Below are 25,442 nucleotides of genomic sequence, written 5' to 3' on the forward strand. Positions count from 1 at the left end.
CACTCTTCCAGAGAAGGGGGCAGCAGATAGGATTGGTCGGGTTGATAAGGAAGGTAACTGGCAGCCATGCCCGTATTGTCCTCGATCTTTCGCCGATTTGGCTTCTGCCGCGCAGCCTCCTAGCTCGACCAGCGTGGGGTCGCCGTAGAGCGTGGCGGTGGTATCGCGGGTGCGGTACACCAGCCCGCGCGCATCGGCCTGTGGCGCGAACTCGTTTTCCAGCTTGTGCAGCAGCGGCTGCAGGCGGAACGGCCGCGCGCGGGGCGTGATCACGCCGGCTTCCAGCTTGGAGAAGTCCAGCAGCGAGTTCAGCATCTCGCGTGCCGCGCCGGAAGAGGCTTCGATATGCGCCACCAGCTGGCGCTGCCGTTCATCCAGCCCGGTACGCCCGAGCGATACCAGGAACAGCCCCATCGCATGCAGCGGCTGGCGCAGGTCATGGCTGGCCGATGCCAGGAACACCGACTTGGCCCGGCTGGCTTCTTCGGCCGCGTGCTGCGCGGCCTCGGCGCGCGCGGTTTGCTCGCGCAGCTGCGAGATCAGTTCCACGTTCTCGAAGCGCAGCGCGATTGCGTGCCGCGCCACGCGCGAATAGTTGCGCGCGAAGACAAGCAGCACGCACAGGTACAGCGGCGTGCCAAGGAACATCGGCAGGTATTCGAGATCTCCGGTGGCGAGGAACACCATCCACACCGGCACGATCGCCGGAACAAAGAAGCCGATCGCCACCGGCAGGCATGCCGAGAACACCGCGAGCGCGGCCGCGCTCATGCCGGCGATCAGCGACAGGATGCAGATCACCACCGCCGGCATGCGCACGTCCAGGTAGAGCCACGCGACCAGGCCCCACAGCGCGCCGATCAGCGTCAGCATGGCGGTCATGCCGCGCGCATAGCGCGCCGCGCCGGCCTCGGTCAGCCGCCCCGGCAGCCGCAGCCGTCCGAAGTATGCGATGGCGCAAGCCACGGCCATTGCGCAAGCCCAGGGTAGGGCGCCGGGCCGGTTGCCGGTCAGGGTCAGGCCCGCGGCCAGGATCAACGCCGCCAGCGAGCAGCCCAGCATGGCGCTGCTGAAGCTCTGGTCGATCAGGGTCATCTGGGCGGCCAGCAGCCGCGGTTCATCGTAGCGGGGCAGCCAGCGCAGACGCTTGCGTACTGGTGTGGCCGGGTCCGCCGTCATCGCGCCGCCTGCACCAGGCCGCGGCGCTGGGCCTCGAGGATGGCCTCCAGGCGGCTGACCACGCCAAGATGGCCAAGGATGGCGGCGACATGGACGCGCACGGTGTTTTCGGACAGGCCCATATGGTAGGCAATGACCTTGTTCGATCGGCCCAGCGTGAGCTGGTGCAGCACCTCCAGCTGTCGTGGCGTGAGCGTGCTGGCGGCATAGGGCGCGGGGGGCGGAGCCCCGGCATCGGTCTCGCCGGAAAAATGGGTGCCGCCAGCCAGGCAGCAGGCAATGGCTTCCTCGATCTCGCGCGCATCGGCGGACTTGGGCAGGAAGCCCGCAATCTCGCGCCGCACCTGAGCCGGGATGATCTCCAGGCCCGATGTGCCCGAGACGATCAGGATGCGCGCAGCCGGGAAATGCCGGCGCAGCACCTTGACGCCCTCGATGCCGTTCAGTCCGGGCATCTGGATATCGAGCAGCAGGATATCGACCGCCGCGCCGCCATGGTCCTGCACCGCATGCATGACCGAGCCGGCTTCGATGATCTGCGCCACGCTGGGGCTGTCGGCCAATACCAGGCGCAGGCCGGTGCGGAACAGGGTATGGTCGTCGATCAGCAGCAGTCGGGCGTGGGGCATTGGCAAGAGGAGGGGCAGCGGGCGAAAGCCATTGGACAAGAATCCCGGGCGCTTGTCCATGCACCCGGGGCGGGGGTGCGACTAGTCCGGAAAGATTATTGGCCGCACGGAACCGCAGTGCGAAGATTCGAGCCGTGGGCTGTTCCGCGACGTGCCCGCGTCACTTTCGTTACCCACTACCACCCGGCTGTGGGTATTTTTTTGCCTCTTCCCTGCGCACGGCTGGTGCGGGTCTGTCCACCGGAAAAACGGTCATGTCCCAGAACGCATTGGTCGTGCCCACGGCAGGCAGTGCACGCGCGATCTGCCTGGTGGCCATCGTGAACCCGTCACCATGCGGCGTCCAGGCTGAAGGTCGTGTGGCGAAGGGGTAGCTGTCGGAGCGCAGATTGTCAGGCAGCCGCCGGTACGAAGCCGGGCCAGGTTGCCGGGGGCGTGCGGCTGCCAGCCCCGCAATCCTCCATCAGCCGCGCGGCATCGATGCCGAACCAGTTCTGCCAGCCGCGCGCCAGCGCGCTGGCCGAGCGCAGGCCGGCATGCGCGGCGAGCAGGTCCAGCGAGGGCACCGGGCCGGCGGCGCTGGCCAGTGCGTGCAGCGCATGGGCGGCTCGTTGCTCGCGCAGCAAGGGATGCAGCGCCTCGCCCTCGGCAAAGAGCCGGGCGCGCACCACGCGTGCCGGCACCTGCCATTGCGCCGCCAGGCGCTCGGCGTTCCAGTCGGTGTCGGGGCGGGAAAAGACCAGGCTGGCAAGTTGGCGCGACCAGGGCCTGTCGGCGGGCTTGCCGGCGAGCCGGGGGCATTCGCTGTCCGGGACGGCCGTCAGGACGATGGCGCAGGGTTGCTGCCAGGTACCCGGCAGGTCGCAGTCGAAGTGGGCGAAGGCGTGCACCACGAACGGGTCGCCGGGCCGTACCTCGCGCCGCGCATTGGCGTCGCGCAGGCTGGCTAGGCCGTGCAGGGCTTGTACATGCACGGCAAAGGGGAAGCGCAGGCGGGCAAAGCGGAAGTGGTGACGGCTGACAAGCGGCATGCGAAGAACAACCCGGAAGCTAGGCGGGGGTGCGGCCGGTAACTGTCGCAGGATTCCACGGGCCGCGCAAGGCTGCGGAGTGGGTCCGGCTGATCGCAGGCGGCGTCTGGTGACGGCGGCGTTACAGCTCGGACAGCCCGAAGTGGCGCAGCCGTGGCAGGTCGGTCACGCGGATGCTCTGGTAGGACAGGTGGACCATGCCGTCATCGGCCAGCCGGCGCAGCGCCTGGTTGACGCGCTGGCGCGACAGCCCGGTGAGCAGGCCGATTTCTTCCTGCGACAGTTCCAGCACGGGGCTGGTGCGCGGATACAGGTCCGGGTGGAACAGTTGCGCGATCGCCTGTGCCACGCGCGCATCCGCGCCCAGCAGGCGATCGTTCTGCACGGTGGCGATGAACTGGCCCATGCGCTCGTTGAGCTGGCGCACGACAAAGCTGGCGAACGGCAGGCTCTGCGCCAGCAGCGTGTTGAAGACCGGCTCGGGCACCAGCAGCACCTGCGAATCGCGGATCGCGATCACGTCATAGCGGCGGTCTTCGCGCTTGATCACGCTGCCTTCGCCGCACCAGCCGCCGGCGGGCACGCCCGAGAAGGTGCAGCCGCGGCCGTCGGGGGTGTACACCGCCAGCTTGATCAGGCCGCTGTCCACGCCGATCCAGTGGCGCGAGGGCTCGCCGCGCCGGGCGATCAGGGCGCCCGCGGCAAAGGACTGTAGCAGCGTTTCGCGCGCGGCCAGCGCCTGGTGTTCGGGCGCGAGCGCACAGAACCAGGCGTGACCGGGAAGCACTGCGGCAGGGGCGGAAATCGGGTCTGCGGGTTCGCTCATGGCATGGGCGCACGCGACTGGCGGCATCCCTGTAAGAATCATGTAAGCCTTGCCTGGCGCGGGTTTGCGGCAGGTTTGTCGTCTGGACGACAGTGCGTCAGCGTGTGCGATGATAGCCTTGTGCCAGAAAAAGTGACAGCGCCGGATGGCGCGGACAATGGTCACCTCGCCCCGGCCATCGCTGCATCCTGGCAGCGTAACGACAGCATCACGCGGCCTGTTGCGCGGCCCCGCCGCCAACGGTGCCAGACACGCGGAGACACAAGCAATGCCCACCGATTTCGACAGCGGCCTGGCCCGCAACGCGGCCAACTTCGTGCCGCTTACTCCCATTGACTTCCTGGTCCGCACCGCCGAGGTGTACGGCGAGCGCCTGGCCATCGTGCACGGCCCGCTGCGCCAGAACTGGCGCGACACCTATGCGCGCGCACGCCGCCTGGCCAGCGCGCTGGCGCGTGCCGGCATCGGCAAGGGCGACACCGTGGCCGCGCTGCTGCCCAATACGCCGGCCATGGTGGAGGCGCATTTCGGCGTGCCGATGGCGGGTGCCGTGCTCAATGCGCTGAACATCCGTCTCGATGCCGCCAACCTGGTCTTCATGCTGCGCCATGGCGAGGCGCGCGTGCTGCTTGCCGATACCGAGTTTGCCGACCTGGCGCGCCAGATGGCACTGGAAATCCCCGGCCTGAAGGTCATCGCCGTGCATGACGCGCTGGGCCCGCAGGAGGCGCCGTTCGGCGACACCGACTACGAAGCGTTCCTGGCTGGAGGCGACCCGGAATACGCATGGCAAATGCCGGCCGACGAGTGGGAGGCCGTCGCGCTGAACTACACCTCCGGCACCACCGGCGACCCCAAGGGCGTGGTCTACCACCACCGCGGCGCGGCCATCAATGCGGTGTCGAATATCCTCGAGTGGGACCTGCCCAAGCATCCGGTCTACCTGTGGACGCTGCCGATGTTCCACTGCAACGGCTGGTGCTTCCCGTGGACTGTCGCGGCGCGTGCCGGCGTCAATGTGTGCCTGCGCAAGTTCGAGCCCAAGCTGGTGTTCGACCTGATGCGCGAAGAGGGCGTGACCCACTACTGCGCCGCGCCGATCGTGCATACCGCGCTGGTCAATGCGCCCGCCGCGTGGCGCGAAGGCGTGCGCGGCCCGGTGCGCGGCATGGTGGCCGGCGCGCCGCCGCCGGCGGCGGTGCTGGCGCAGATGGAGGCGATGGGGTTCGAGCTGACCCATGTCTACGGCCTGACCGAGGTCTACGGTCCGGCCGCGGTCTGCGCCGAGCAGGACGACTGGAGCACGCTGTCCGAGCAGGACCGCGCGGTCAAGAAGGCGCGCCAGGGCGTGCGTTACCACCTGCAGTCGCAGGTGGCGGTGCTCGATCCCGATTCCATGCAGCCCGTGCCGGCCGATGGCGAGACCATCGGCGAGATCATGTTCCGCGGCAATATCTGCATGAAGGGCTACCTCAAGAACGAGAAGGCCACGCGCGAGGCCTTTGCCGGCGGCTGGTTCCATACCGGCGACCTGGGCGTATGCATGCCCGACGGCTATATCAAGATCAAGGACCGCAGCAAGGACATCATCATCTCCGGCGGCGAGAACATCTCCAGCGTCGAGGTGGAAGACGCGCTCTACCGGCATCCCGCAGTACTGGCCGCGGCCGTGGTGGCCCAGCCCGATGCCAAATGGGGCGAGACGCCGTGCGCCTTTGTCGAGTTGAAGGACGGTGCCAGCGTCACCGCGGAGGAGCTGATCGCGCATTGCCGCACGCTGCTGGCGGGCTTCAAGGTGCCCAAGGCGGTCTACTTCGGGCCCCTGCCAAAGACTTCCACCGGCAAGATCCAGAAGTTCGAGCTGCGCCGCAAGGTGAAGTCCGATACCGCGATTGACGTGTGACGGGCTGAAGCGGCGCTATTGCAGCGCCGCGTCCTCGGCATCGTGCAGGCCCGCGATGCGCGCGTCGATGGCCTCGCGACCCCAGGCGATGCCGGCGCGCGTGGCGTCGGCCGCGCAGCCGAAGTGCATCTGCGCGGCCGGGCAGGGCAGCGCCAGCCTGGTGCCGTGCTGCCAGACTTCCGCACGCAGCGTCCACCAGCCGTCATGCTGGCCGCCATAGCGCAGCGACGCGACATGGATGCGGTGGCCGCGGTACGTCACGTTCTGGTCATGCCATCCGCTGGGCATACGCGTAAGGCGCGCCGGGACAACTCAGCGCGCGCGCATCTCGGTGTGGGAACCAGCCTTGGGCGGGCGGTGCCAGTCCTGGTCGATGTCGGGGAATACCTCACATTCGCCCCGTACGATGTTTTCAATGGTGGCGCATACGCACTCGGTGCCGCGCGGCCCCACGCAGACCAGGCTGCGCGGATGGTCGGTGTGCTGCGGAATGGCATAGACGCGCATGCCCTCGCGGAAGAGGGGATGCTTGGTGAGGCGCTCGTTCATCAGCTCAACGAAGCGCTGCGGAGTGACGACCGGCTTATCCATTGCATGCTCCTGCGGCCTTGCCCACCGTGCCCGTTTCTAGTGGCGGCATGGCGACCAGGTCAGTTAAGGCCAGGAATATGACAGGCAGGTGGCAGGAAGCGCCCCGGGCAGCATACGGTGCCCGGGCGTGGCCGGAACGGAAAATCGCGGGTAATGCATACCCCGCGTTGCCACTGCCACGCTTCCAGACTAGGACACGCGTGGCGCCTGGTGCAAGGGTTACGCGATGCCGCGGACAGATCAGGTGGCGCGGAGTTCGCCTGCGGCGCGCGGACCGTTCAGCATGCCGTTGCCGGCAGCCCAGCAGGCGGCCTCGGCCTCTGCGTAGGAGTGGTAGCTGGCAGGTGCCGCGACCGTGCAATCCTCGTCTGCGGCGCCACAGCGTTCTTCCATGAAGATGCGCCAGGTGAACTGGCCAGGTGCATCTTCGAGGATGTGGAGCACCAGAGTGCGGTGATCGTCAGTCAGCGTGAGGGGCAAAGTCGACATGGGAATCTCCCGGGAGTCGCCCATTCGCGGGTGGGGAGCATTGATGCTAGCAACTGGACGCCGTAAATGCCATGACTGTCTTGCGGCCGCGGCATGGCAAGATACGGCCTTTGCGGCTTTCGCCGCGCCCGGATTTCGTCGCCCGAACATGCCCATCTCGCCTGAGCTCAACCAACGGATCGCCGCCCTGACGGCACATTACGATGCCGCCGTGCTGCCGCTGTGGACCGCCAGCGGCTGGAACGCCGACCTGCTGCTGCCGTATGAGGCGCTGGACGGCGCCAGCGCCGCGCCGCTGTCGCCGTCCCGCTATCGCGCCATGGCCTGCGCGCGCCAGCTCTATGTGTTCTCGCTGGCCGGCAAGCAGGCGCATGCCGACACACTGTTCGGCTCGCTGCAGGCCTACTTCGGCAACGGCGAGGGCGCGTGGATCTACAGCGTCGACCCGGCCGGCTCACCGCTCGATGCCACGCGCGACCTGTACACCCACGCCTTCGTGATCTTTGCCTGCGCCACTTACCACGCGCGGTGCGGCAACCCGGATGCGCTCGACGTGCTCGATGAAACCGTCGATATCGTCGAGGACCGCTTCGCTGACGAACAAGGCCTGTACTACGCCGCGCTCACCGAGCATTTCCGGCCCAAGGGCGCCGGCGTGCTGCAGAACCCCATCATGCACCTGACCGAGGCTTACCTGGCGGCGCTGGAGGCGACCGGGGACGAGTGGTACGCGGAACGCCTGCGCGAGATCGCGATGGCCGTGCACGAACGCTTTGTCGATCCCGCCAGCGGCTGTGTCGCTGAGCTGCCGCAAGGCAGCGCGGACAATCGCATCGAGCCTGGCCACCAGTTCGAGTGGTTTTCGCTGGTGATGGGCAAGCCCGATCTGTTTGGCGACCTGCCGCTGGCCGATGCCTTGCGCCGGGCCTTCGCGTTCGCGCAGCAGCATGGCGTGGCTGCCGGCACGCTGGGTGTCAGCGCCGCGCTGGAGGCGAACGGCGCGCTGCTGGACGGCACTGAGCGCATCTGGGCGCAGACCGAATTTGCCCGCGCGCTGGCCGTGCATGGCGAGGCGCAGTCACTGGCTACGCTTGCCGAGTGGGCCGGCCAGTTCCGCAGCCGTTTCCTGCATGCACAGGGCTGGCATGAATGCCTGGCGCCGTCCGGCGACGTGGTTCGTGCCGAGATGCCATCGACCTCGCCCTATCACCTGGCAACGTCCTACCAGGCACTGGCTGCGTTGGCAGGCATGGCGTGGCCGAAGCAGGGCGGCTGAAGCATCGCGGCCCGAAGCCGTTGTCAATTCTTTGCAGTTGCGGCCGGAGCGCGCGTCTACACTCAAGCCCGCGCTCCGGCCCGCATCGCTTTCCTTCTTAACTACCTGGTCGTCGTTCTGAGGTTGCGGGCCGGGACGCGCCCGGAGCTGCTCAGTGCCGGGCGCTGACGGCCGGGGAAGGCCGCTCGGATGGCTGGGGCTGGGACGGGGCATTCGCGCGGATCAGGCCAGCACCCGCGGGTTTTACGCGGGTGGCCATTTGCTCGACCCGTCTGGCGGCCTGCGTTTGGGCGTGGTCATTCAGGATCAGGCACAGCAGCGTCAGCAAGGCTGCTGCGATCATGCTCAGCGCAATCCAGGCCAGGCAGTGCTTGCGTTCCATGGTAGGCGGGAAGGGGGCGTCATCAGTGCGCGGAGTTTACGCGCCCGTGCGTCAGGCGATTGTCAACCTTTGCAAACGCTGCCGCTGTGTGCCGACCCGTGCGGAGCGCCCTTATTCAGTCACGCCATGCTCGCGCAGCAGCCGCTCGCATTCTTCCAGCATGTCGTACGCAAATGCCGACTGGTAGTTCGGATCGAGCGCTTCCATCATCTCGTGCGCGGCATACAGGCCGGCCTCGCGTGACAGCGTCTCGGCCAGCTGGCGCGCAAACTGGTCGCTCAATTCAGACAGCAGACGCCGCTCGGACAGCGGCAGCTGCAGCTTAGAGCGCGACAGCCACTCGCCAGCCAGGGTGGCGCCCTGGGCGTCGGTCATCCATTGCCGATGCTCGTAGAAGGCTGACAGCCGTTCGGCGGCCAGCGCGAACAGCAGCGCCTTGCGGGTATTGAAATCGATCCTGTGCGGCGGGGCGAGGGTCATGCTTACGGCTTGGGTGCGATGCGCGGCGCAGCGGCCGGCGATCATCTGGTCAGGGGGGCGGCTCAGGACTGCGCGCTGCCGGCCTGCGCAAAACGCGCTGCCAGCCATGCGCCGATGTCGGCGATCTCTTCCAGGCAGACCGAATGTCCCATCGGGTAGGTGTGCCACAAGAGCGGATTTTGCCGCGCCCGCACGAAATCGCGTGCGGCCACACCCAATTGCAGCGGCACCACCTCGTCCTGCGTGCCATGGGCGGCAAACACGGGCGTGGTGGCGTTGGCGGCGTTGGCTTCGGCAGCCAGCGTCGCGGGCGCGGGGATATAGGTGGACAGCGCGACGATGCCGGCCAGCGGCTCGGCGTGCGCCAGCCCGGCGGTGTAGGCGATGGCGCCGCCTTGCGAGAACCCGGCCAGCACAATGCGATCGGTCGGGATGCCGCGTGCGTTCTCGCGCGCAATCAACGCGCGGATCGCTTCACACGAAGTGCGGATGCCGGCTTCATCGGCGCGGCGGCCCGCTTCATCCAGGGAGTAGATGTCATACCAGGCCGGCATGACATAGCCACCGTTGCAGGTCACGGGGATGGCAGGCGCGTGCGGGAAGATAAAGCGCACGCCGGGCGCGGGCGGCAGCCGCAGCTCAGGCACGACCGGGGCGAAGTCGCCGCCGTCGGCGCCCAACCCATGCATCCAGATGACGGCGCAGCCCGGGTTGGGTGCGGTTTCAATTTCGATCGCGGGCAGCAGTTCGCTCATGGGCCGGTTCCTGTGGACAGTGCGCCTGCGCCCTATGGGCGTCAGGCAGCGCGAGTATCGCACAGGTCAGGGCCAGCCCTGCCGCATGCCCCGGCGCGGGCCGGTCCGCGTCAGGCTGCGGACGGAACGATCGGGACCGTGGTGAGGCCGGGCGTGCGTGCCGGCACGTCCTGCATGGGCGGCGTGGGCGACGTGGTGGCGCGGCGCTTGTCGACCACGTCTTCCACGCCCTGGGACGAGACATCCTCCAGGAATGCCACCATGTCGCGGTAGTAGGCGACCTGCATTTGCGCCTCAAGCAAGCGCCGCTCGGCCTGGAATAGCGTCAGCCTCATGTCTTGCAGTTCCCTTTCGGCGATTTTTTCCGGGGTCGGCGGACTGAACAAGTTTGCAAGCCAACGCATGGCAGTACCTCCAGTGCTGTCAACAGCGAAATTGCGATGTTTTTGCCATGAGGACCAATATAGACAAGAAATCGGCAAAAAGTCCCTCCGACACCTCGTCGTCGCGCCTCGCCCACAAGGATGATTGCCGATTGCGACAGTCTGAGGTAGATTAATCGGCCAGGGCCCGGCCGTGTTGTATTTACGCAGTGACGACGCTGCGGCCTTATTGCCTGCGCTTGCCGCCTGCAGTGGCCAGCGTGTCAGCACCATTCCCGGCCTCGCGCCAATTGCCTTCCTGTCTTGCATCCTGCCTGGTGTCGTCTCCCGCCAACACCGCTTGCGCGGCATTGCCGTCCTGCGCGCGCACGAAGCGCATGATCGGCGGCCAGAACGCTGCGATATGCTCGGGAAGGATGGCCGCGTTGTGCGGCATCGCATCGTGCATGATCAATGCATGCAGATGCCTGGCAGAGTTGGCCACGCGTTCGGCGTGGGGCGGGACGATGACCGCATCGTCACGGCTGTGCACCACCAGCAGCGGCCGTTCCAGCTTGCTGGCGCGCGCGGCGTTGTCCCACGGATCCGGCAGCAGCCACGCGGCCCACGCGGCCCACGCGGGCACACGCCCGGTCTGCACCGCGGCCAGGCGCGCCGAGCTGAATCCTGCGGCAATGACATAGCCATCGGGCTGCGGATCGAAACGCCGCGCCACGTCCAGCAGGATGCCGGAGCCCAGTGAATGCCCGAGCACCACGCGCCGTTCCGCTTGCGGCGTGACCCCAATGAAATCACGGTATGCGGCCAGCGTGTCCTGGCGCAGACGGCGCACGCTGGGCCGGCCGGTGCTGTGCCCGTAGCCGCTGTAATCGAACACGTAGGAGGCAATGCCCGCGCTGGCCAGCATGGCCTGCACCGGTGCCCAGTCAGACAGGCATTCGTTGTCGCCATGGCACACCATCAATGCCGGCGCTTCGGGGTCGGCAGCCGGCATGGACGCGGCGTGCAGGATCCGGTCGCCGCTGGCGAACGTGGCATGGCGCACCGTAGGGGTTGAATTGTCCGGTGGCGCGGCGTCGCTTGTTTCATCCATCGGGGTGACAAAGGCTTTGCGCTCCACCGCACGAAACAGCAGATGCCGCGCAACACCGGCGGCGAGCCCAAGCCCTACGGCGGCGGCGAGCCAGCGGTAGCGGGCCGGCGGATGAGCGGGGCGGGGGCCGGAAGGCATGGGCGCAGTGTCGGTCGGGATGTCCTCTTCAGGCTAGCAGGCCATGGCATTCAAGTGAAGAAATGTTCATTTACTGCCAGCCATCACTGTGATGTGCGGTGCGCCCATGGAGCGAACCGGGCGTCACTATAGCGGCGATAGAAAATTTTTGCCTTGACTATCTACCTAGTAGTAGATAGCATTCAGTCCATGGCACCGCTGCACCGCCGCAGACCAGCAACAATGGGCGGAATCGTGGCGATTCCATTGCATGACCTGAGCGGTCATTTTTTCAGGCCCGGAAATCTATCTACTAGTAGATAGATGTGAGCCTGTGAAGCGACCGGCTGGAAGCCACTGATACCGACTGACGAAATATCGCCACCAAGGAGCCCATCATGAATGCCAAGTTCGCCAAGACCCTGATTACCGCCGCCACCCTTGCTGCAGCACTGGCCGGTGGCGTGGCGCAAGCCGCCGGCGTGCAGGACAGCACCGCCGCCGGCGACAAGTACGGCTACACCTTCCGCACCGGCAAGTTCGACACCTTCACGGAAGGCGCACGTACCGGCAAGTTCGACCCGTTCACGGAAGGCGCGCGCGTCGGCAAGTTCGACCCGTACACCGATGGCGCACGGGTGGGCAAGTCCGATCCCTACACGGATGGCTACCGCACCGTGGCTGGCCTGGACCGAAGCAGTGTCTCGTCCGAGCCGGCCCGCAGCTTCGACACGTACACGGACGGCGCGCGCGTCGGCAAGGCCGACCCCTATACCGACGGCGCCCTGGCCTGATTGCTGCCGGCGACAGGCCGGCGGCCAATAACCTTACGGCGGCGGTCCTGGCGACTGCCGTCCGATGGAGTCCATCATGAGTTTGCGTGACAGCATCCTGTTGCTTGGCGGATGGGCTGTGCTTTGCGTGACGAGTGGCTCGATGATCACCTTCGCCGCGCAGGTCCTGCCTGGTTAAGCTGTATGAAGCACATGCCCCGTGGCTAGGGAATTACCCCAGCCCCGGGGCATTTCAACTTGAGCGTCTATCTTCGCGTAGATACACTGCTTTCATGAAAACGCAATCCGTACGCGAGCAACTGCTCGAGCACACCCTTGTCCTGATCCGACGCCGTGGCTTTAACGGCTTCAGCTATCGCGACCTGGCGGAACTGGTAGGGGTCAAGACCTCCAGCATCCACTATTACTTTCCGGCCAAGGAGGACCTGGTCCAGGAGGCGGTGAAGGAATACAGCGCCCGCCTGGCCGAGCGCATCCGGTCCATCGACACCAGCCTGCCGGTCACTGAGCAGGCCGCCATCTACCTGGCGCCGTTCCGCGCCAGTTGCGGCTCGGACCAGATCTGCCTGTGCGGCATGCTGTCGACCGAGACCCTGTGCCTGCCTGAGTCGGTGCACAAGATGCTGCAGGGCTTCTTCCTGCTGAACGAACAATGGCTGGCCGGCTTGCTGGAGCGCGCCCAGCCCCATCGCAGTACGCCGTTCCCGGTGCCGCCGGCGCGGCTGGCGCAGGTGGTGTTCGGCTCGCTGCAGAGCGGGCTGATTGCTGCGCGCCTGTTCGGGACGTCCGACCGGGTCGAGGCCGCGGCCGACACGCTGATGGCCGCTGTCGCCGGCTGAGTTTCCTCGCGCGATATCAGTGGCGCGTTTGAAGCCGTCATGTGGCGCAAGCTGCATGGCGGCTTTTCTCATGGCGGGCTGCCGATGCGTCGCAGGCTACTTGGCAATTGCAGAAAGCCATTTTAAAACAATGGCATAGCGCCAGAAATGGAAAGGCTATCGGGCCGATAGAAATGTTTTTCCTTGACTATCTACCTAGTAGTAGATAGTATAAGACCCATGGAAGCGCTGCACCGCCAGCAACAAGGCAAGACAAGGTGGAAACGTGGCGATCCCATTGCATGACCGGAAGCGGTCATTTTTTCGAAACTGGTTATCTATCTACTAGTAGATGCGGGATCGGAAGAACGACTGCAACAGCCACTGATACCGAATTGACGCGATCCCGAAATATCGCACCCAGGAGCCCATCATGACCAAGATCACCAAGACCCTGATTACCGCCGCCACCCTAGCCGCTGCGCTTGCTGGCGGCGTGGCGCAAGCCGCCGGCGTGCAGGACAGCACCTTCACCGGCGACAAGTACGGCTACACCTTCCGCGCCGGCAAGTTCGACACCTTCACGGATGGCGCCCGCACCGGCAAGTTCGATCCGTTCACGGAAGGCGCGCGCGTTGGCAAGACCGACCCGTACACGGACGGTGCCCGCACCGTAGCCGGCCTGGATCGCAGCGGCGTGTCGGCCCAGCCGTCGCGCAGCTTTGACCCGTACACCGACGGCTTGCGCGTTGGCAAGACCGACCCGTACACGGACGGTGCCCGCACCGTAGCCGGCCTGGATCGCAGCGGCGTGTCGGCCCAGCCGTCGCGCAGCTTTGACCCGTACACCGACGGCTTGCGCGTTGGCAAGACCGACCCGTACACGGACGGTGCCCGCACCGTAGCCGGCCTGGATCGCAGCGGCGTGTCGGCCCAACCGTCGCGCAGCTTTGACCCGTACACCGACGGCTTGCGCGTTGGCAAGACCGACCCGTACACGGACGGTGCCCGCACCGTAGCCGGCCTGGATCGCAGCGGCGTGTCGGCCCAACCGTCGCGCAGCTTTGACCCGTACACCGACGGCTTGCGCGTTGGCAAGACCGACCCGTACACGGACGGTGCCCGCACCGTAGCCGGCCTGGATCGCAGCGGCGTGTCGGCCCAACCGTCGCGCAGCTTTGACCAGTACACCGACGGTGCGCGCGTTGGCAAGGCTGACCCGTACACGGACGGTGCCCGTACGGTAGCCGGCCTGGACCGCAGCGGCGTGTCGGCCCAGCCGTCGCGCAGCTTCGACCCGTACACCGACGGTGCGCGCGTAGGCAAGGCTGACCCCTATACCGACGGCGCCATCGCCTGATAGCCGGCCGGCTTCACGCCGGCCATTGAAAACCGCCGGGGCGCAAGCTTGCGCCCCGGCCTCAGGAGTTGATCATGCGTTGGCGTGACACTGCGGTGATCCTTGGTGGATGGGTAGGACTTTGCCTTGTGAGCGGGTCCCTCATCACCGTGATCGCACAAACGCTGCCGGCCTGAACGGCACGGCGGCAAGACGAGGAGCTGTTGCCATGAACACCCGATCCGTACGCGAGCAACTGGTCGAACATGCGCTGGTGCTGATCCGCCGCAGTGGGTTCAACGGCTTCAGCTACCGTGACCTGGCCGAACTGGTCGGGGTCAAGACCTCGAGCATCCATTACTACTTCCCGTCCAAGGACGACCTGGTGCTGGAAGCGGTGCACGAATACAGCGCCCGCAGGCAGGCCCGCCTGCGGGCGATCGACGCCAGCCTGCCACCCGCCGAGCAGGCGCGGCAATACCTCGAGCCATTGCGCACGGGCGCCGGTACCGATCAGGCCTGCCTGGTGGGCATGCTGTCGGCCGACGTGCTGATGCTGCCAGACACCGTGCGTGCCGCGATGCAGGACTTTATCCGCCTCAATGAGCAATGGCTGGCCCATTTGTTCGAGCGCGCCGCCGCGCAGCGCAAGGTGCCATATCCGGTGCCCCCGCAGCAACTGGCGCAGGTGGTGTATGGCGGGTTGCAGAACGGCTTGATTAGTGCACGGCTGTTCGGCACGCCGGACCGGCTCGACGCCGCGGCGGCGCTGCTGACCAGCGCCATGCCGGTCGAGGAAGCGCTAGTCGAGGCCTGACACAGTGCGTGCGACAGCGTCGCATAGCCATTGCGGATCGTCATGGGGCAGGTCATGCCCCGCCCAGTGGTGCGTCAGCAATCGCGCACCCCAGGCATGCGCGATGTGTGCCGAACATGCCGGGTTGACCAGGCGGTCGGCTGCCGACGCAAGCAGCAGTACCGGGCAGTGCGGCGCGCCGGCAGGTGCCCGATAGCGGGCCGCGGCCAGCAGTTGTGCCAGCGCTGACTGGCGGGACACCGGCGCGTCGGCGGCAATCGCCTGCCAGCGTGCGATATCGCTTGCCAGCGTATCGGCGCGCGCACACGTGATGGCATGGATGGTCCGTTCGCAGTACGCGCGATCGTGCCAGCGCTGCGCCACGCGCAGCAGCTTGCCCCAGTTGCGCGGACGCAGCCGCTGCGCCGGCGAACAGAAGGGCCGCATGCTGGTGTTGACCAGCACCAGCCTGTCGATCTCTTCCGGATACGCGCTGGCCCACTCGGTCGCGGCCATGGCGCCAAGCGACATGGCCAGCACGCGGTACGGTCCTGGCACACCGGCGGCCGACAACTGCCGCCGCACCGCCGTGACCATCTCCCGCACGCTCCAGGGCGCCGGCTGCGCGGACAGCGCGCCGTTGCCCGGCAGGTCCGGCAGCAGCGGACGTCCCAGCCCGGCAGCCTCCCATTGCGCCGGCAATGTTCCCCAGTGGCGCGATTCCCGCGTCAATCCCCGCAAGAATACCCATCGGCTCATGGCTTGGGCTCCGTCCAGTGCGCGCGCGCCTGCTGCAGCAGCTCATCGCGTTGCGCGCCGCGCGGCAGCCAACGGTCCGGCGCAAAGGCGACGCGGCCCAGGAAGTCGAACAGGCTGACGTGACGGCGCAGCACGCGCGCGGTGCGGTGCGCCTTGATCGGGTTGAAGATGCCCTCGCGCGAGAACAGCTGGCGCGGGTTTTTCTTGATCCACAGCCAGGAGCCCAGTTCCAGCGTCATCGGCAGGAACAGGTTGCCGTGCGGCGCGAGGTCATAGGCGTGGTCCCACAGGTCGCCGTGCAGCAGGTACTGGTGGCTTTGCGGCTCGAAGGTATAGCCGTGGTGCGGGTGGGCCTGCTCGAACAGCGTCTTGAGCAGGTACATCTCGGGCAGGTGCGCCATCGGCCGGTGCGTGCGCGCGTAAGGGAACCAGATGCTGTCACGCCAGCCGTAGCCGGAATGGCAGTCCACCGCAAAGCTGAGCGGGCGCGGCAACAGCTCTTCCTGCACCACGCGCAGCAGCGCGCGGCTTTCGACTTCCATCGGTGCGCCCGCCGGCCCACGGTACCAGGGCAGCCAGGCGCCGATGCGCTGGCCGCCGGCCAGGAAGGGCACGTGCGCATCGGCATCCTGCGGGCCGTTGCGCATCAGGTCCACGCCGTTGGGGTTGGCACGCGTGCCGGCCCACATGCCGCCGGGGTTGACGATCGGCATGAACACCAGCCGCACTGCCTGCAGTTCGCGGTGCAGCAACTCATCCCAGGCAAGGCGGCACAGCACCGAGCGCAGGTAGTCCAGCACCAGTTGCGTGCCGATGCGCTCCAGCCCATGGATGCCGCCGAAAATGCCGATCGCCGGGGCGCCCGGGTCGCGGCTGCCGAGCGCGGCGACATGCACGGCAAAGCGGCGGCCCTGCACGGTGGTCTCGCACACCACCCGCGTATCCAGCACGTGGCTGCCCGTATCCAGCAAGGTCAGCAGCTGGTCATACTCGGGGAAGCGGGCGCGCGGGTGCATGGGATCAGGCGGCCGGCACGCCAGCCGTGTCGAACAGCTGCAGGACCGGCCAGCCGCGTGCCTTGGCCGTGTCCCGCAGGGCGGCGTCAGGATTGACGGCGACCGGATGGCCGACGCTTTCGAGCAGCGGCAGGTCGTTGCGCGAATCGCTGTAGAACGTAGCCTGCGCCAGCGCCGTGTGCGCAATGCCCAGCGTATCGAGCCACGCCATCACGCGCAGCACCTTGCCCGGCCCAAAGGCCGGCACGCCCGCCAGCGCGCCGGTGAACTCGCCGTGCGCGTCGTGTTCCGCCTCCACCGCCAGCAGGTGGGGTACGCCCAGCTGCCGTGCGATCGGTTCGGTGACAAAGCGGCAGGTTGCGGTGACGATGCAGCACAGGTCGCCGGCGGTGACGTGGCGGGCCAGCAGGTCCAGCGCGGCCGGCTGGATGGCGGGCACGATCACCTCGCGCATGAAGTCCGCGCGCCATTGCGTCAGGCGCTGGCGCGGGTGGCGCGCCAGCAGGCCCAGGGCAAAGCGCGCATGGGCGGAAAAATCGAGGCGCCCCGCCTGGTAGGCGGCCAGCCAGCGCGTGTTGTGCGCATCGATCTCGGCCGCATCGGCGCCGCCCACGGCGACGAGGTAGCGTGCCCATTCATACTCGCTGTCCAGCGGCAGCAGGGTGTGGTCCAGGTCAAACAGGGCAAGGCGGGGTGCGGCGGGCATGCAGGATGGCTCCGTTGGCGAAACCGGCAAGCTTGGCGCGGCGTGGTGACCGCGCGGTGATGAAGGACCCAAGTTTTTCGATACCGGCATCGGCGCTTTATGGATGCGGGCTTCAGGCGGCGTGGGCCGCGGCAGCCGACGCTTCGGGCGCCACGCATTCCAGGAAGGCGCCGACCAGCCGCGTCTCGCGACGGCTCTTCAGGCAGTATAGGTATTCGTGCAGCACCGGCGCGCCCTGTGCGAACGGCACCACGCGCAGCAGCGGGTCGCGCGGCACCTCGCCCAGCGGCACCACGCTGGCGCCCAGGCCCTGGCGGATGGCCTCGTAGATGGCCTCGCGGCTGCCGATCACGGTGTGCGGCGGCAGCTCCAGCCCGCACGCGGCCAGCGCCGTCTCGGTGGCCTTGCGCGTCATCGAGCCGTGCTCGCGCACCAGCAGGTGGCTGTCGCGCAGTTGCGGCAGTGCAACCTGCGGCAGCCGCGCCAGCGCATGGTCCGGATGGACCACCAGCACCATCGCGTCCGACGCCAGCCGGACGCAGGCGAGCCGGTCGTCGTCCACCGGGTGCGACGACACCGCGGCGTCGATGCGGTATTCGAACAGCGCCTCCAGCATCTGCTGCGAGTTGCCGATGTCCAGGCTCACGTCGATCGCCGGGTAGCGCTGCCGGAACGCTGCCACCGCGCGCAGGATGTAGTAGGGGCCGGTGGCGCCGATGCGCAGATTGCCAAAGCGCAGGTTGCCGGCATTGCGCAGCAGGTAGTCGGCGTTGCCTTCCTGCTGCATCAGCTGCTCGACCACCGGCATCAGCGCCACGCCCACGTCGCTCAGGTCGACGCGGCTGGCGCGACGGTGGAACAGTTCCACGCCGTAGGTCTCTTCCAGCTGGCGGATGCGGCCGGTGACGGTGGGCTGGCTGATGCGCAACTGCCGGGCCGCCATGGTGATGCTGCCCTGGCGCGCCACTTCGAAAAAGGTCATCAGCAGGTCGCCGAGCATGGTCATCCGCAGGGAAATTGGGGGAACGGACCGGACAGGTCCGGAAGACCGCGCAGTCTAGCGGGCCAATATGACAAAACGGCTACGCCCGCCCGCGGCCATCGGCCGGGGCGGGCGCAGTGATGCCCGTCAGGCGGCTGGTGCGTCAGCCGGCGAGGCTCATTGCCGGATCGGACACGCTGTCCTTGCCGGTCTCGATGCGCCCGGCAAAGCGCCGCGTGAAGCCGCCTTGCGCGGTGGTGACGGTGAAGTCGTACCAGTTGCCCTGGCGGGCCACAGGCCAGTGCTGCTGCAGCTGCATGCCGGCCGGCACCTCATAGGTCCACGGACCGTCCGTGCGGTAGGCATTGGCCGCCACGGTGAAGGTGCAGGGGGCGCTGCCGGTGTTGATCATGTCCACATACACCGCGGCGTTGGCGATGTCATAGCAGACCCGGATCTCCGGCGCGCAGGCACCCGCCGCCGTCACGGCCGCCACGTTGCCGCGGAAGGCGCGGTGAAAGCCGTTGGGGCCGAGCACCCACAGGTCGTACTTGCCGCTGTCGGTGGCAAAGACATCCCAGCTGCCATGCAGCTCCTTGCCCGGCTCGACCATATACCGGCGCGGCACGCGGTCCAGGTGCAGGCGGTCGTAGACGTGGAACACCGCCGCCGCCGTGCCGGTGTTGCTGAACAGCAGCCACACCGCGCGCTGGTCGCGGGCGTCTTCGCGGGCGCTGACGTGCAGCTCATAGGGCAGGGCGCGCGACGGGCGCGTGCCGGTGTCCTGCTGCGGCATCTGCTGGCTGCCGGCCGCGGGCAGCGGCACTTGCGGCAGCACGCCCTGCGCGGCGCGGATGGCGTCGGCGCCGGCCTTGTCGCGGTTGGGCAGAGCGGGCAACGGGTTGGTGTTTGGGCTGACAAAGTTGAAGGCCGAGGTCAGGTCGCCCGCCACCGCGCGGCGGAAGCCGCTGATATTAGTCTCGGCCACGCCAAAGCGGGCTTCCAGGAAGCGCAGCACCGAGGTGTGGTCGGACACCTGCGAGTTGACCCAGCCGCCGCGGCTCCACGGCGACACCACGTACATCGGCACGCGCGGGCCGGGGCCATAGGGATGCTTGTCGACGTGGTATTCCGGCCTCATTGCCAGCGGGTCGAGCGTGGTCGCCCCGGCCAGCGTGTCGCCGTCGTAGGCGGGTGCGCACGGCGGCGGCACGTGGTCGAAGAAGCCGTCGTTCTCGTCGAAGTTGATCAGCAGCACGGTCTTGCTCCAGACCGCGGGGTTTGCCGTCAGGGCGTTGAGCACCTCTTGCGTATACCAGGCACCCTGCACCGGGCTGGAAGGCCCGGGGTGCTCCGAGTACGTGGCCGGGGCCACGATCCACGACACCTGCGGCAGCTGGCCCGCGGCGATATCGTCGCGCAGCGACTGCAGGAAGCCACCGTCGGGCATGGTGTTGGCCACGCCCTTGAGCAGCGGGCTGATGGCGTCGTCGGCGCTGGTGTAGGCCGGGTAGGGGCTGCCGTTAGCCTGGTTGCCGCGCGCGGCATTGGCGGCGCGGTATTGCTTGAAGCCCGCGAGCGGGTTGTCGGTGAAGTTGTCCGGCATGTTCTGGTAGAGCTTCCAGCTCACGCCGGCAGCTTCCAGGCGCTCCGGGTAGGTCGTCCAGGTATAGGGCTTGTTCGAGCCCGTGAACGAGTCGCCGCTGTTGTCGATCACCGGGCCGCCGTTGTCCCCGCTAGGGTCATTGGTGCCCGTCCAGTGGAACAGCCGGTTGGTGTTGGTGCCGCCGTGGAAGCCGCAATGGTAGGCGTCGCACAGCGTAAAGGCATTGGCCAGGGCCGTCTGGAAGTCCAGCTCGGCCTCGGTGTAGTAGCCCATCGACTGGGTCTGCTTGTAGGTCGGCCACTTGTTCATGCGGCCCAGGTCCCACGCGTTCTGCGCATCCGGGTACGAGTGCGGCGTGCCGCTGACGCGCTGCGCGTTGCCGGCGCTGCTGTCCAGGTGGTAGGGCAGCACGGTGCGGGTGGTGCTGCCGTTGGTATAGGTCTGCTGCCAGACGTTCAGGCCGCCCGCCAGCGGGATCGGGAAGCGGTCGCCAAAACCGCGCACGCCGCGCAGCGTGCCGAAGTAGTTGTCGAACGAGCGGTTTTCCTGCATCAGGATGACCACGTGCTCGACGTCGCGGATGGTGCCCGTGGCATTGTTGGCCGGGATCGCCAGCGCGCGGCGGATGGACGGCGGGAAGGCCGCCAGCGCGGCCGTGGCGGCGGCGCTGCCGCCGGCGAGCTTGAGGAAGTTGCGTCTGCTTTGCGGATTCATGGATTCTGTGCCGGGTGGTTTCGGGAGGGAAGACAGGCCGGGCCCGGCTTCAGGGCGCGCAGCGCAGCTGCGGCTTGGTGGCAGGCGTTTCGCCAGGCCGGTCGCTGCCGTTCCCCTGGCCGGGGTTGCCGCCGGTGCCAGGGGCGCCCGGGGTGGTCGGCGCCGCGGTGGGCGAGGCGCTCGGGCTCTCGCCGGAGTCGCCGCCGCAGGCGGTGAGCGTGGCGCACAGCAGCAGGGCGGCAAGCCAGTGCGGCCGTGCCAGGGTGGAAGGTCGGAAAGTCATGGTGTCAATCTCCTGCAGGGGATCGGGCGGGGGAGGGTCATGGCCGGTGAGGAACCCGTTCCATGACGAAACGGGTTCGCGCCCGGATTTAAGGGTTCAGGGTGGACAGCGGCTGGCGTGCGCCGGTGATGGTGTTCAGCTCGTCCAGCGACAGCACGCGTGTCCACATCGCCAGGTCGTTGAAGCCCATCACGCCCTTGAGCGAGCCAGGGTTGTTGCCCACGTAGTTGTGCGTGGCATCGTCGTTCACGCCCCAGCCGGTGCCGAGGCCGGCCAGCTTGGTGACGTCGGTGTTGGCAATGGCCTTGTTCTCGGTCTTCTGCACGCCCAGCACCGGATCGATGACATAGGCGCTGAAGCGCTTGGCCGCCGCGTCGACCGACAGTGCCAGGTAGGCCCACTGGTTGGCCGATACCTTCATGCCGTTGATGTCGTCGCGCTTGCCGCCGCCGCTGCCCAGGTTGAAGCGGATCTCGCAGCTGCCGAACAGCGCGATGGCAATGCCGGGGTTGCCGCCCGAGATGTAGTTCTTGTTGGAGAGGATGGGCTCGCCGGTGCCGTTGCCCTGGGTGCAGTCGGTGCGGAACCAGAAGCCGATGGTGAACTGCGGGCTTTGCGCGATATCGGCGGCGTTTTGCACCAGCTTGTAGCTGTCGACACGCGAATCCAGCTGCAGCGACTGGCCGCTGAAGTTGTCGGCAGCCAGCGTGCCACCGTCAAGGCTGGCCACCCACGGGCCGAGCGTGGCGGCGTTCTTCGCGTCGGTGAACGGCTTGCTGTCGAGGCTGAAGTACGTGGCCAGCCCGTTGAGCAGCGTGGGCGCCAGCGTGACCGGCTTGACGTAGTGGATCTGCGCCAGGTACGACACCGGCACGTTGTTGCGCACCAGTGTGTAGTTGAACTGGTACATGCCCGTGGCCATGTTGAAGGCCTTGTCGGTGAACTGACGCACGTCCGGCCCCAGCGTGGCGATCTCCACGCCGTCGCGCAGCACGCGCGTGACGCCGGTAGCAGCGGTCGGATTCTGCCAGGTCAGCGTGATCGTATCGTTGTACTGGCCGATGGTGGCGCCGATAGCCCGCACGCCTGCGGTGGCGGTGGTCAGTGCCGAACCATCCAGGCGCGTGGTGGCCGGGTCGATTGCCACGCCGGCATGGGCCAGCACGGTGGGCACGATATCGGCTTCGGTCGGCAGCGCGGACAGGTCCGCCGGCGTATCCGGTGCCGCGGCGCCGGACTTGGCCAGCGCGCTGTTGAGGGTCTTGTTGGTGGCGAGGAAGGCGGTACGGTTCTCCACGGTGGGCACCGTGGTGGTGGCGCCGGTGGCATCCAGGCCGTGGCTGGTGGTGACCATCACCAGCCAGTCTTCGCCTGCCTGCCCCTGGCGGCGCGCGGCCACGGCGGCGAGCAGTTCGCCCAGCGCCTTGTCAATGGCGCTGAGCGCCGTGGCATAGGCGCCGTTGCCGAAGCCGCTGTCTTGTGCCGCCTGCGCCGGTGCGCTGTACTGCGCGAACACCACGCCATAGCCGGAGCGCACCTGTTGCAAGGCATTCTGGGTGACGCAGCTATCCACGCCGGCGCAGTCGACCAGCGTATCGAGCATGCCCGCTTGCTGCTCGGCCTTGAGCAGGCCCGGCAGTGTCGGCGAACTGGTGGACGCGCCTTGCTGCAGCCCGGGCTTGCCGGCCGCGCGCAGGTAGCGGAACAGGGTGGGCGCCTGCAGCGTGGCGCTGCCGGTATCGTCCTCGATGCCATGGCGGTTGGCCCACGCGCCGGTCAGCACCGAGGCCCAGCTGGGCGCGTCCAGCGGCGGCTGGGCGGTGATCGTGCCGGGCATGCCGCCGGTGGCGCTCGGCACCAGGTTCAGGCTGGCCAGGTTGGGCAGTTCGCGCCGCAAGATCGCGCCTTGCACCTGCGCATAGGTGGCGCCGTCCACGCCGACCAGCAGCACGCGCGGGCCGCTGGGACGGTCCGGCGCGGGGGACGGCCTGGCGGTGTTGGTATCGTTCGGCGAGACCGTCGTCGCGGTGTCATCGCCGCCGCCGCAGCCGGCCAGCGTTGCGGCCAATGTGGCGATTACGGTGCCGGCCAGCACACGGCCGCGCGCCATCCCCGCCAGCCTGCCCGGTGCAAGGTTCCCTGCCATTTTTCATTCCCCTGTTCATCTGCGTTGTTGTGTGCCGGCGGCAAGTGCAGCCTGGCGGATTGCGTTTGCCGCAATGCGTTCGCAGAGTAAGAACCGGGGTTGTCACCGTGGTGACAGCGGGGCAAAGAATGCTGATGGGGCTATTCGGATTCTTGAGGTGACTGGGTGACTAAGACGTTTGCGTCCTATGCCTGCGGCGTGCCGTCGGCTTCACCCGCCTCGCCCGCCTGCATCAACAGCACCGCGTCGCGCTTGTCCAGCAGGTGCTGGCGCAGGATCGCGGCAAGCCGCTTGCCATCACGCGCTTCAAGTGCGATCAGCATCTCTTCATGGTCGTGGATGGCGCTGTCCCATTTCGGCTTCCGGTAGTTGGAGCGGAAGCGCAGCGCCTGCAGCCGCCGGTTCACCGACTGGTAAGTCTGGCGCAGCGCCGCATTGCGGGCCGCCAGGTTGATGCGGTCATGGATCTGGTGGTTCAGGCGGTAGTAGCCCGGCAGGTCTTCGTTGGCGCGGCAGGCCAGCATCGCATAGTGCAGTGCCTTGATTTCGGCCAGTTCGACGGCCGTGATGCGCTCGCAGGCCAGTTCGCCGGAGAAAGCTTCCAGGTTGCTCAACAGTTCGAAGGTGTCCCGGATCTCCGTCGCGGACAGGCGCGAGACGCTCGCCCCACGATTGGGCGAGATATCGATCAGGCCTTCTGCCGCCAGCACCTTCAGGGCCTCGCGCAGCGGGGTGCGGGAGATGCCCAGGGTCTCGGACAGTTCGCGTTCGTTGAGCTTGCGCCCAGGCTCCAGCGCACCCTCGACGATCAATGTGCGCAGGTGGGCGACCACGGTGTCGTGCAAGCGTTGCCGTTCGACCTTGGGGAGTACCCGGGCCGGCGAATCCGTGTCGGAATTGGCTTGGGTTTGCATTCAAAACTTCCTATGGCTTGATTGAATGCAATTTTAGCAGACGCTTAACAGAAACTCAAAAACACAAGTAAACCCTTATGGAACGCGGAACAGCGGGGTAAACGCTAGGGAGATTCCATGAAATTTCCCCTGCTTTTCGAGCACGCCTTTGGTAAAGTATTTTGCATTCAAAACTCAACAGGAGGAGTTCCATGCTGAATCTCAATTTCCACCCCGCCGGCCGCCACTTCCTGCAGATCCCCGGGCCGAGCCCCGTCCCCGACCGCATCCTGCGCGCCATCAGCTACCCGACCATCGACCATCGCGGCCCGGAATTCGGCGCGCTGGGCCTGAAGGTGCTGGACGGCATCAAGAAGATCTTCAAGACCGAACACCCGGTAGTGATCTATCCGGCTTCCGGCACGGGTGCCTGGGAAGCGGCGTTGTCGAACACGCTGAGCCCCGGCGACACGGTGCTGATGTTCGAGACCGGCCACTTCGCCACGCTGTGGAAGAAGATGGCCGAGAACCTGGGTATCCGTCCCGAGTTCCTCGGCCTGCCGGGCGTGGAGGGTTGGCGCCACGGGGTGCGGGCCGACATGATCGAGGCCCGCCTGCGCGCCGATACCGCGCATGCGATCAAGGCCGTGTGCGTGGTGCACAACGAGACCTCGACCGGCGTGACCTCGGATATCGCCGCCGTGCGCCGCGCCATCGATGCGGCCGGACACCCGGCGCTGCTGCTGGTCGACACCATCTCCGGACTGGCGTCCGCCGATTACCGCCATGACGAGTGGGGCGTGGACGTGACCGTGTCGGGCTCGCAGAAGGGCTTGATGCTGCCGCCGGGCATCAGCTTCAACGCGGTGTCGCCCAAGGCCATCGAAGCGTCCCGCTCGGCCCGGCTGCCGCGCAGCTTCTGGGGCTGGAACGAGATCATCGAGATGAACCGGACCGGCTACTGGCCCTATACCCCCAGCACGAACCTGCTTTATGGCCTGTCTGAAGCCCTCGACATGATCCTGGAGGAAGGGCTGGACAACGTGTTTGCCCGCCACCAGCGCCTGGCCGAAGCCTGCCGCCGCGCGGTCAGTGCCTGGGGCCTGGAGATCCAGTGTGCAGACCCGGCGGTCTACAGTCCGGTGCTGACCGGCGTGATGATGCCCGAGGGCGTCGATGCAGACGTGGTCCGCAGGCACATCTATGACCGCTTCAACATGTCGCTCGGCGCCGGCCTGGGCAAGGTCAAGGGCCGCATGTTCCGCATCGGCCATCTGGGCGACTGCAACGACCTCACGCTGATGGCCACGCTGGCCGGCTGTGAAATGGGCCTGAAGATCTCGGGCGTGCCGGTCGCCGCAAGCGGCACCGTTGCCGCCATGGACTATCTGGCCGCGCACGCCACGCCGCTGTCGCTCAAGGCTGCCGCCTGACGCAGCCACTTCCATCAGAGACG

The 25,442-nt window shown here is 67.2% G+C and carries 26 protein-coding genes and 1 pseudogene; 7 read left to right on the forward strand and 20 right to left on the reverse strand.

Annotation, left to right across the window (positions count from 1 at the left end; translation table 11 throughout):
* Positions 1-120: 120 nt before the first annotated feature.
* The 4 genes and pseudogenes from DN412_RS09240 to DN412_RS09255 all read right to left on the reverse strand — a co-directional run.
* Positions 121-1,179, reverse strand: a pseudogene (locus DN412_RS09240) (sensor histidine kinase); the annotation flags it as partial.
* On the reverse strand, positions 1,176-1,808 hold the full coding sequence (locus tag DN412_RS09245; RefSeq protein WP_115014206.1) for a response regulator transcription factor: 633 nt from the start codon (positions 1,806-1,808) through the stop codon (positions 1,176-1,178). The pseudogene DN412_RS09240 and the gene DN412_RS09245, both read right to left, overlap by 4 nt.
* A 392-nt stretch (positions 1,809-2,200) precedes the next feature.
* Complete coding sequence (locus DN412_RS09250; protein ID WP_115014207.1) at positions 2,201-2,839, reverse strand: AraC family transcriptional regulator; 639 nt, start codon at positions 2,837-2,839, stop codon at positions 2,201-2,203.
* 121 nt (positions 2,840-2,960) lie between these two features.
* A complete protein-coding gene (locus tag DN412_RS09255; RefSeq protein ID WP_115014481.1) occupies positions 2,961-3,665 on the reverse strand; it encodes a Crp/Fnr family transcriptional regulator in 705 nt (234 codons plus the stop codon).
* Between the two features lie 268 nt (positions 3,666-3,933).
* Between DN412_RS09255 and DN412_RS09260 the strand changes: the two genes are divergently transcribed.
* Positions 3,934-5,568: an acyl-CoA synthetase gene (locus DN412_RS09260; RefSeq protein ID WP_115014208.1), complete on the forward strand. Its 1,635-nt coding sequence runs from the start codon at positions 3,934-3,936 to the stop codon at positions 5,566-5,568.
* A gap of 15 nt (positions 5,569-5,583) precedes the next feature.
* On the opposite strand, the gene DN412_RS09265 is transcribed toward DN412_RS09260, so the two are convergent.
* The 3 genes from DN412_RS09265 to DN412_RS09275 all read right to left on the reverse strand — a co-directional run bounded on the left by DN412_RS09265 (position 5,584) and on the right by DN412_RS09275 (position 6,648).
* A complete protein-coding gene (locus DN412_RS09265) occupies positions 5,584-5,829 on the reverse strand; it encodes a hypothetical protein (RefSeq protein ID WP_244222600.1) in 246 nt (81 codons plus the stop codon).
* Between the two features lie 51 nt (positions 5,830-5,880).
* Entirely contained in the window at positions 5,881-6,159 is a 279-nt protein-coding gene (locus tag DN412_RS09270) for a hypothetical protein (protein WP_078199946.1), read from the reverse strand.
* A 240-nt stretch (positions 6,160-6,399) separates the two neighbouring features.
* A complete protein-coding gene (locus tag DN412_RS09275) occupies positions 6,400-6,648 on the reverse strand; it encodes a hypothetical protein (protein WP_115014212.1) in 249 nt (82 codons plus the stop codon).
* Positions 6,649-6,796: 148 nt separating this feature from the next.
* On the opposite strand from DN412_RS09275, the gene DN412_RS09280 reads away from it, so the two are divergent.
* On the forward strand, positions 6,797-7,924 hold the full coding sequence (locus DN412_RS09280; protein WP_115014213.1) for an AGE family epimerase/isomerase: 1,128 nt from the start codon (positions 6,797-6,799) through the stop codon (positions 7,922-7,924).
* 151 nt (positions 7,925-8,075) lie between these two features.
* On the opposite strand, the gene DN412_RS09285 is transcribed toward DN412_RS09280, so the two are convergent.
* The 5 genes from DN412_RS09285 to DN412_RS09305 all read right to left on the reverse strand — a co-directional run bounded on the left by DN412_RS09285 (position 8,076) and on the right by DN412_RS09305 (position 11,155).
* Positions 8,076-8,306, reverse strand: coding sequence for a hypothetical protein (locus DN412_RS09285; protein ID WP_115014215.1), 231 nt, complete (start codon positions 8,304-8,306; stop codon positions 8,076-8,078).
* 111 nt (positions 8,307-8,417) lie between these two features.
* The gene (locus DN412_RS09290) at positions 8,418-8,786 is read right to left on the reverse strand and encodes a hypothetical protein (RefSeq protein WP_115014483.1); all 369 of its coding nucleotides are present in this window, start codon (positions 8,784-8,786) and stop codon (positions 8,418-8,420) included.
* A 62-nt stretch (positions 8,787-8,848) separates the two neighbouring features.
* Positions 8,849-9,541 carry an alpha/beta hydrolase gene (locus DN412_RS09295; RefSeq protein ID WP_115014217.1) on the reverse strand — a complete coding sequence of 231 codons (693 nt, stop codon included), beginning with the start codon at positions 9,539-9,541 and terminating at the stop codon, positions 8,849-8,851.
* A 110-nt stretch (positions 9,542-9,651) separates the two neighbouring features.
* Positions 9,652-9,945 carry a hypothetical protein gene (locus DN412_RS09300; RefSeq protein ID WP_115014219.1) on the reverse strand — a complete coding sequence of 98 codons (294 nt, stop codon included), beginning with the start codon at positions 9,943-9,945 and terminating at the stop codon, positions 9,652-9,654.
* 205 nt (positions 9,946-10,150) lie between these two features.
* Positions 10,151-11,155 carry an alpha/beta hydrolase gene (locus DN412_RS09305; protein WP_115014221.1) on the reverse strand — a complete coding sequence of 335 codons (1,005 nt, stop codon included), beginning with the start codon at positions 11,153-11,155 and terminating at the stop codon, positions 10,151-10,153.
* Positions 11,156-11,532: 377 nt separating this feature from the next.
* Between DN412_RS09305 and DN412_RS09310 the strand changes: the two genes are divergently transcribed.
* The 4 genes from DN412_RS09310 to DN412_RS09325 all read left to right on the forward strand — a co-directional run bounded on the left by DN412_RS09310 (position 11,533) and on the right by DN412_RS09325 (position 14,902).
* Positions 11,533-11,928, forward strand: coding sequence for a hypothetical protein (locus tag DN412_RS09310; RefSeq protein WP_115014223.1), 396 nt, complete (start codon positions 11,533-11,535; stop codon positions 11,926-11,928).
* A gap of 272 nt (positions 11,929-12,200) precedes the next feature.
* A complete protein-coding gene (locus DN412_RS09315) occupies positions 12,201-12,767 on the forward strand; it encodes a TetR/AcrR family transcriptional regulator (RefSeq protein WP_078199954.1) in 567 nt (188 codons plus the stop codon).
* Positions 12,768-13,671: 904 nt separating this feature from the next.
* Positions 13,672-14,106, forward strand: a complete 435-nt coding sequence (locus DN412_RS46225; RefSeq protein ID WP_482764214.1) for a copper resistance protein CopQ — start codon at positions 13,672-13,674, stop codon at positions 14,104-14,106.
* A 208-nt stretch (positions 14,107-14,314) separates the two neighbouring features.
* Complete coding sequence (locus tag DN412_RS09325) at positions 14,315-14,902, forward strand: TetR/AcrR family transcriptional regulator (RefSeq protein WP_115014225.1); 588 nt, start codon at positions 14,315-14,317, stop codon at positions 14,900-14,902.
* Here the strand turns inward: DN412_RS09325 and DN412_RS09330 are convergent.
* From DN412_RS09330 to DN412_RS09365, 8 genes are all read right to left on the reverse strand, one after another.
* Positions 14,888-15,640, reverse strand: a complete 753-nt coding sequence (locus DN412_RS09330; protein WP_115014227.1) for an alpha/beta fold hydrolase — start codon at positions 15,638-15,640, stop codon at positions 14,888-14,890. The two genes, DN412_RS09325 and DN412_RS09330, sit on opposite strands and share 15 nt — an antisense overlap.
* On the reverse strand, positions 15,637-16,656 hold the full coding sequence (locus tag DN412_RS09335) for a M14 family zinc carboxypeptidase (protein ID WP_115014229.1): 1,020 nt from the start codon (positions 16,654-16,656) through the stop codon (positions 15,637-15,639). The genes DN412_RS09330 and DN412_RS09335 overlap by 4 nt, the downstream gene beginning before the upstream one ends.
* A gap of 4 nt (positions 16,657-16,660) precedes the next feature.
* Positions 16,661-17,362, reverse strand: coding sequence for an HAD family hydrolase (locus tag DN412_RS09340; RefSeq protein ID WP_115014230.1), 702 nt, complete (start codon positions 17,360-17,362; stop codon positions 16,661-16,663).
* Between the two features lie 112 nt (positions 17,363-17,474).
* Positions 17,475-18,362: a LysR substrate-binding domain-containing protein gene (locus DN412_RS09345; protein WP_115014486.1), complete on the reverse strand. Its 888-nt coding sequence runs from the start codon at positions 18,360-18,362 to the stop codon at positions 17,475-17,477.
* A 145-nt stretch (positions 18,363-18,507) separates the two neighbouring features.
* A complete protein-coding gene (locus DN412_RS09350) occupies positions 18,508-20,664 on the reverse strand; it encodes a phosphocholine-specific phospholipase C (RefSeq protein ID WP_115014232.1) in 2,157 nt (718 codons plus the stop codon).
* Positions 20,665-20,713: 49 nt separating this feature from the next.
* Entirely contained in the window at positions 20,714-20,947 is a 234-nt protein-coding gene (locus DN412_RS09355) for a hypothetical protein (RefSeq protein ID WP_115014234.1), read from the reverse strand.
* 88 nt (positions 20,948-21,035) lie between these two features.
* A complete protein-coding gene (locus DN412_RS09360) occupies positions 21,036-23,093 on the reverse strand; it encodes a LamG-like jellyroll fold domain-containing protein (RefSeq protein ID WP_115014237.1) in 2,058 nt (685 codons plus the stop codon).
* 185 nt (positions 23,094-23,278) lie between these two features.
* Complete coding sequence (locus tag DN412_RS09365) at positions 23,279-24,007, reverse strand: GntR family transcriptional regulator (RefSeq protein ID WP_115014239.1); 729 nt, start codon at positions 24,005-24,007, stop codon at positions 23,279-23,281.
* Between the two features lie 191 nt (positions 24,008-24,198).
* Between DN412_RS09365 and DN412_RS09370 the strand changes: the two genes are divergently transcribed.
* Positions 24,199-25,419 (forward strand): pyridoxal-phosphate-dependent aminotransferase family protein, encoded by a 1,221-nt coding sequence (locus DN412_RS09370; protein ID WP_115014241.1) that lies wholly within the window; start codon positions 24,199-24,201, stop codon positions 25,417-25,419.
* Positions 25,420-25,442: the final 23 nt, after the last annotated feature.

This window comes from Cupriavidus lacunae, assembly GCF_003353055.1.
In the GTDB taxonomy this organism is placed as follows: domain Bacteria; phylum Pseudomonadota; class Gammaproteobacteria; order Burkholderiales; family Burkholderiaceae; genus Cupriavidus; species Cupriavidus lacunae.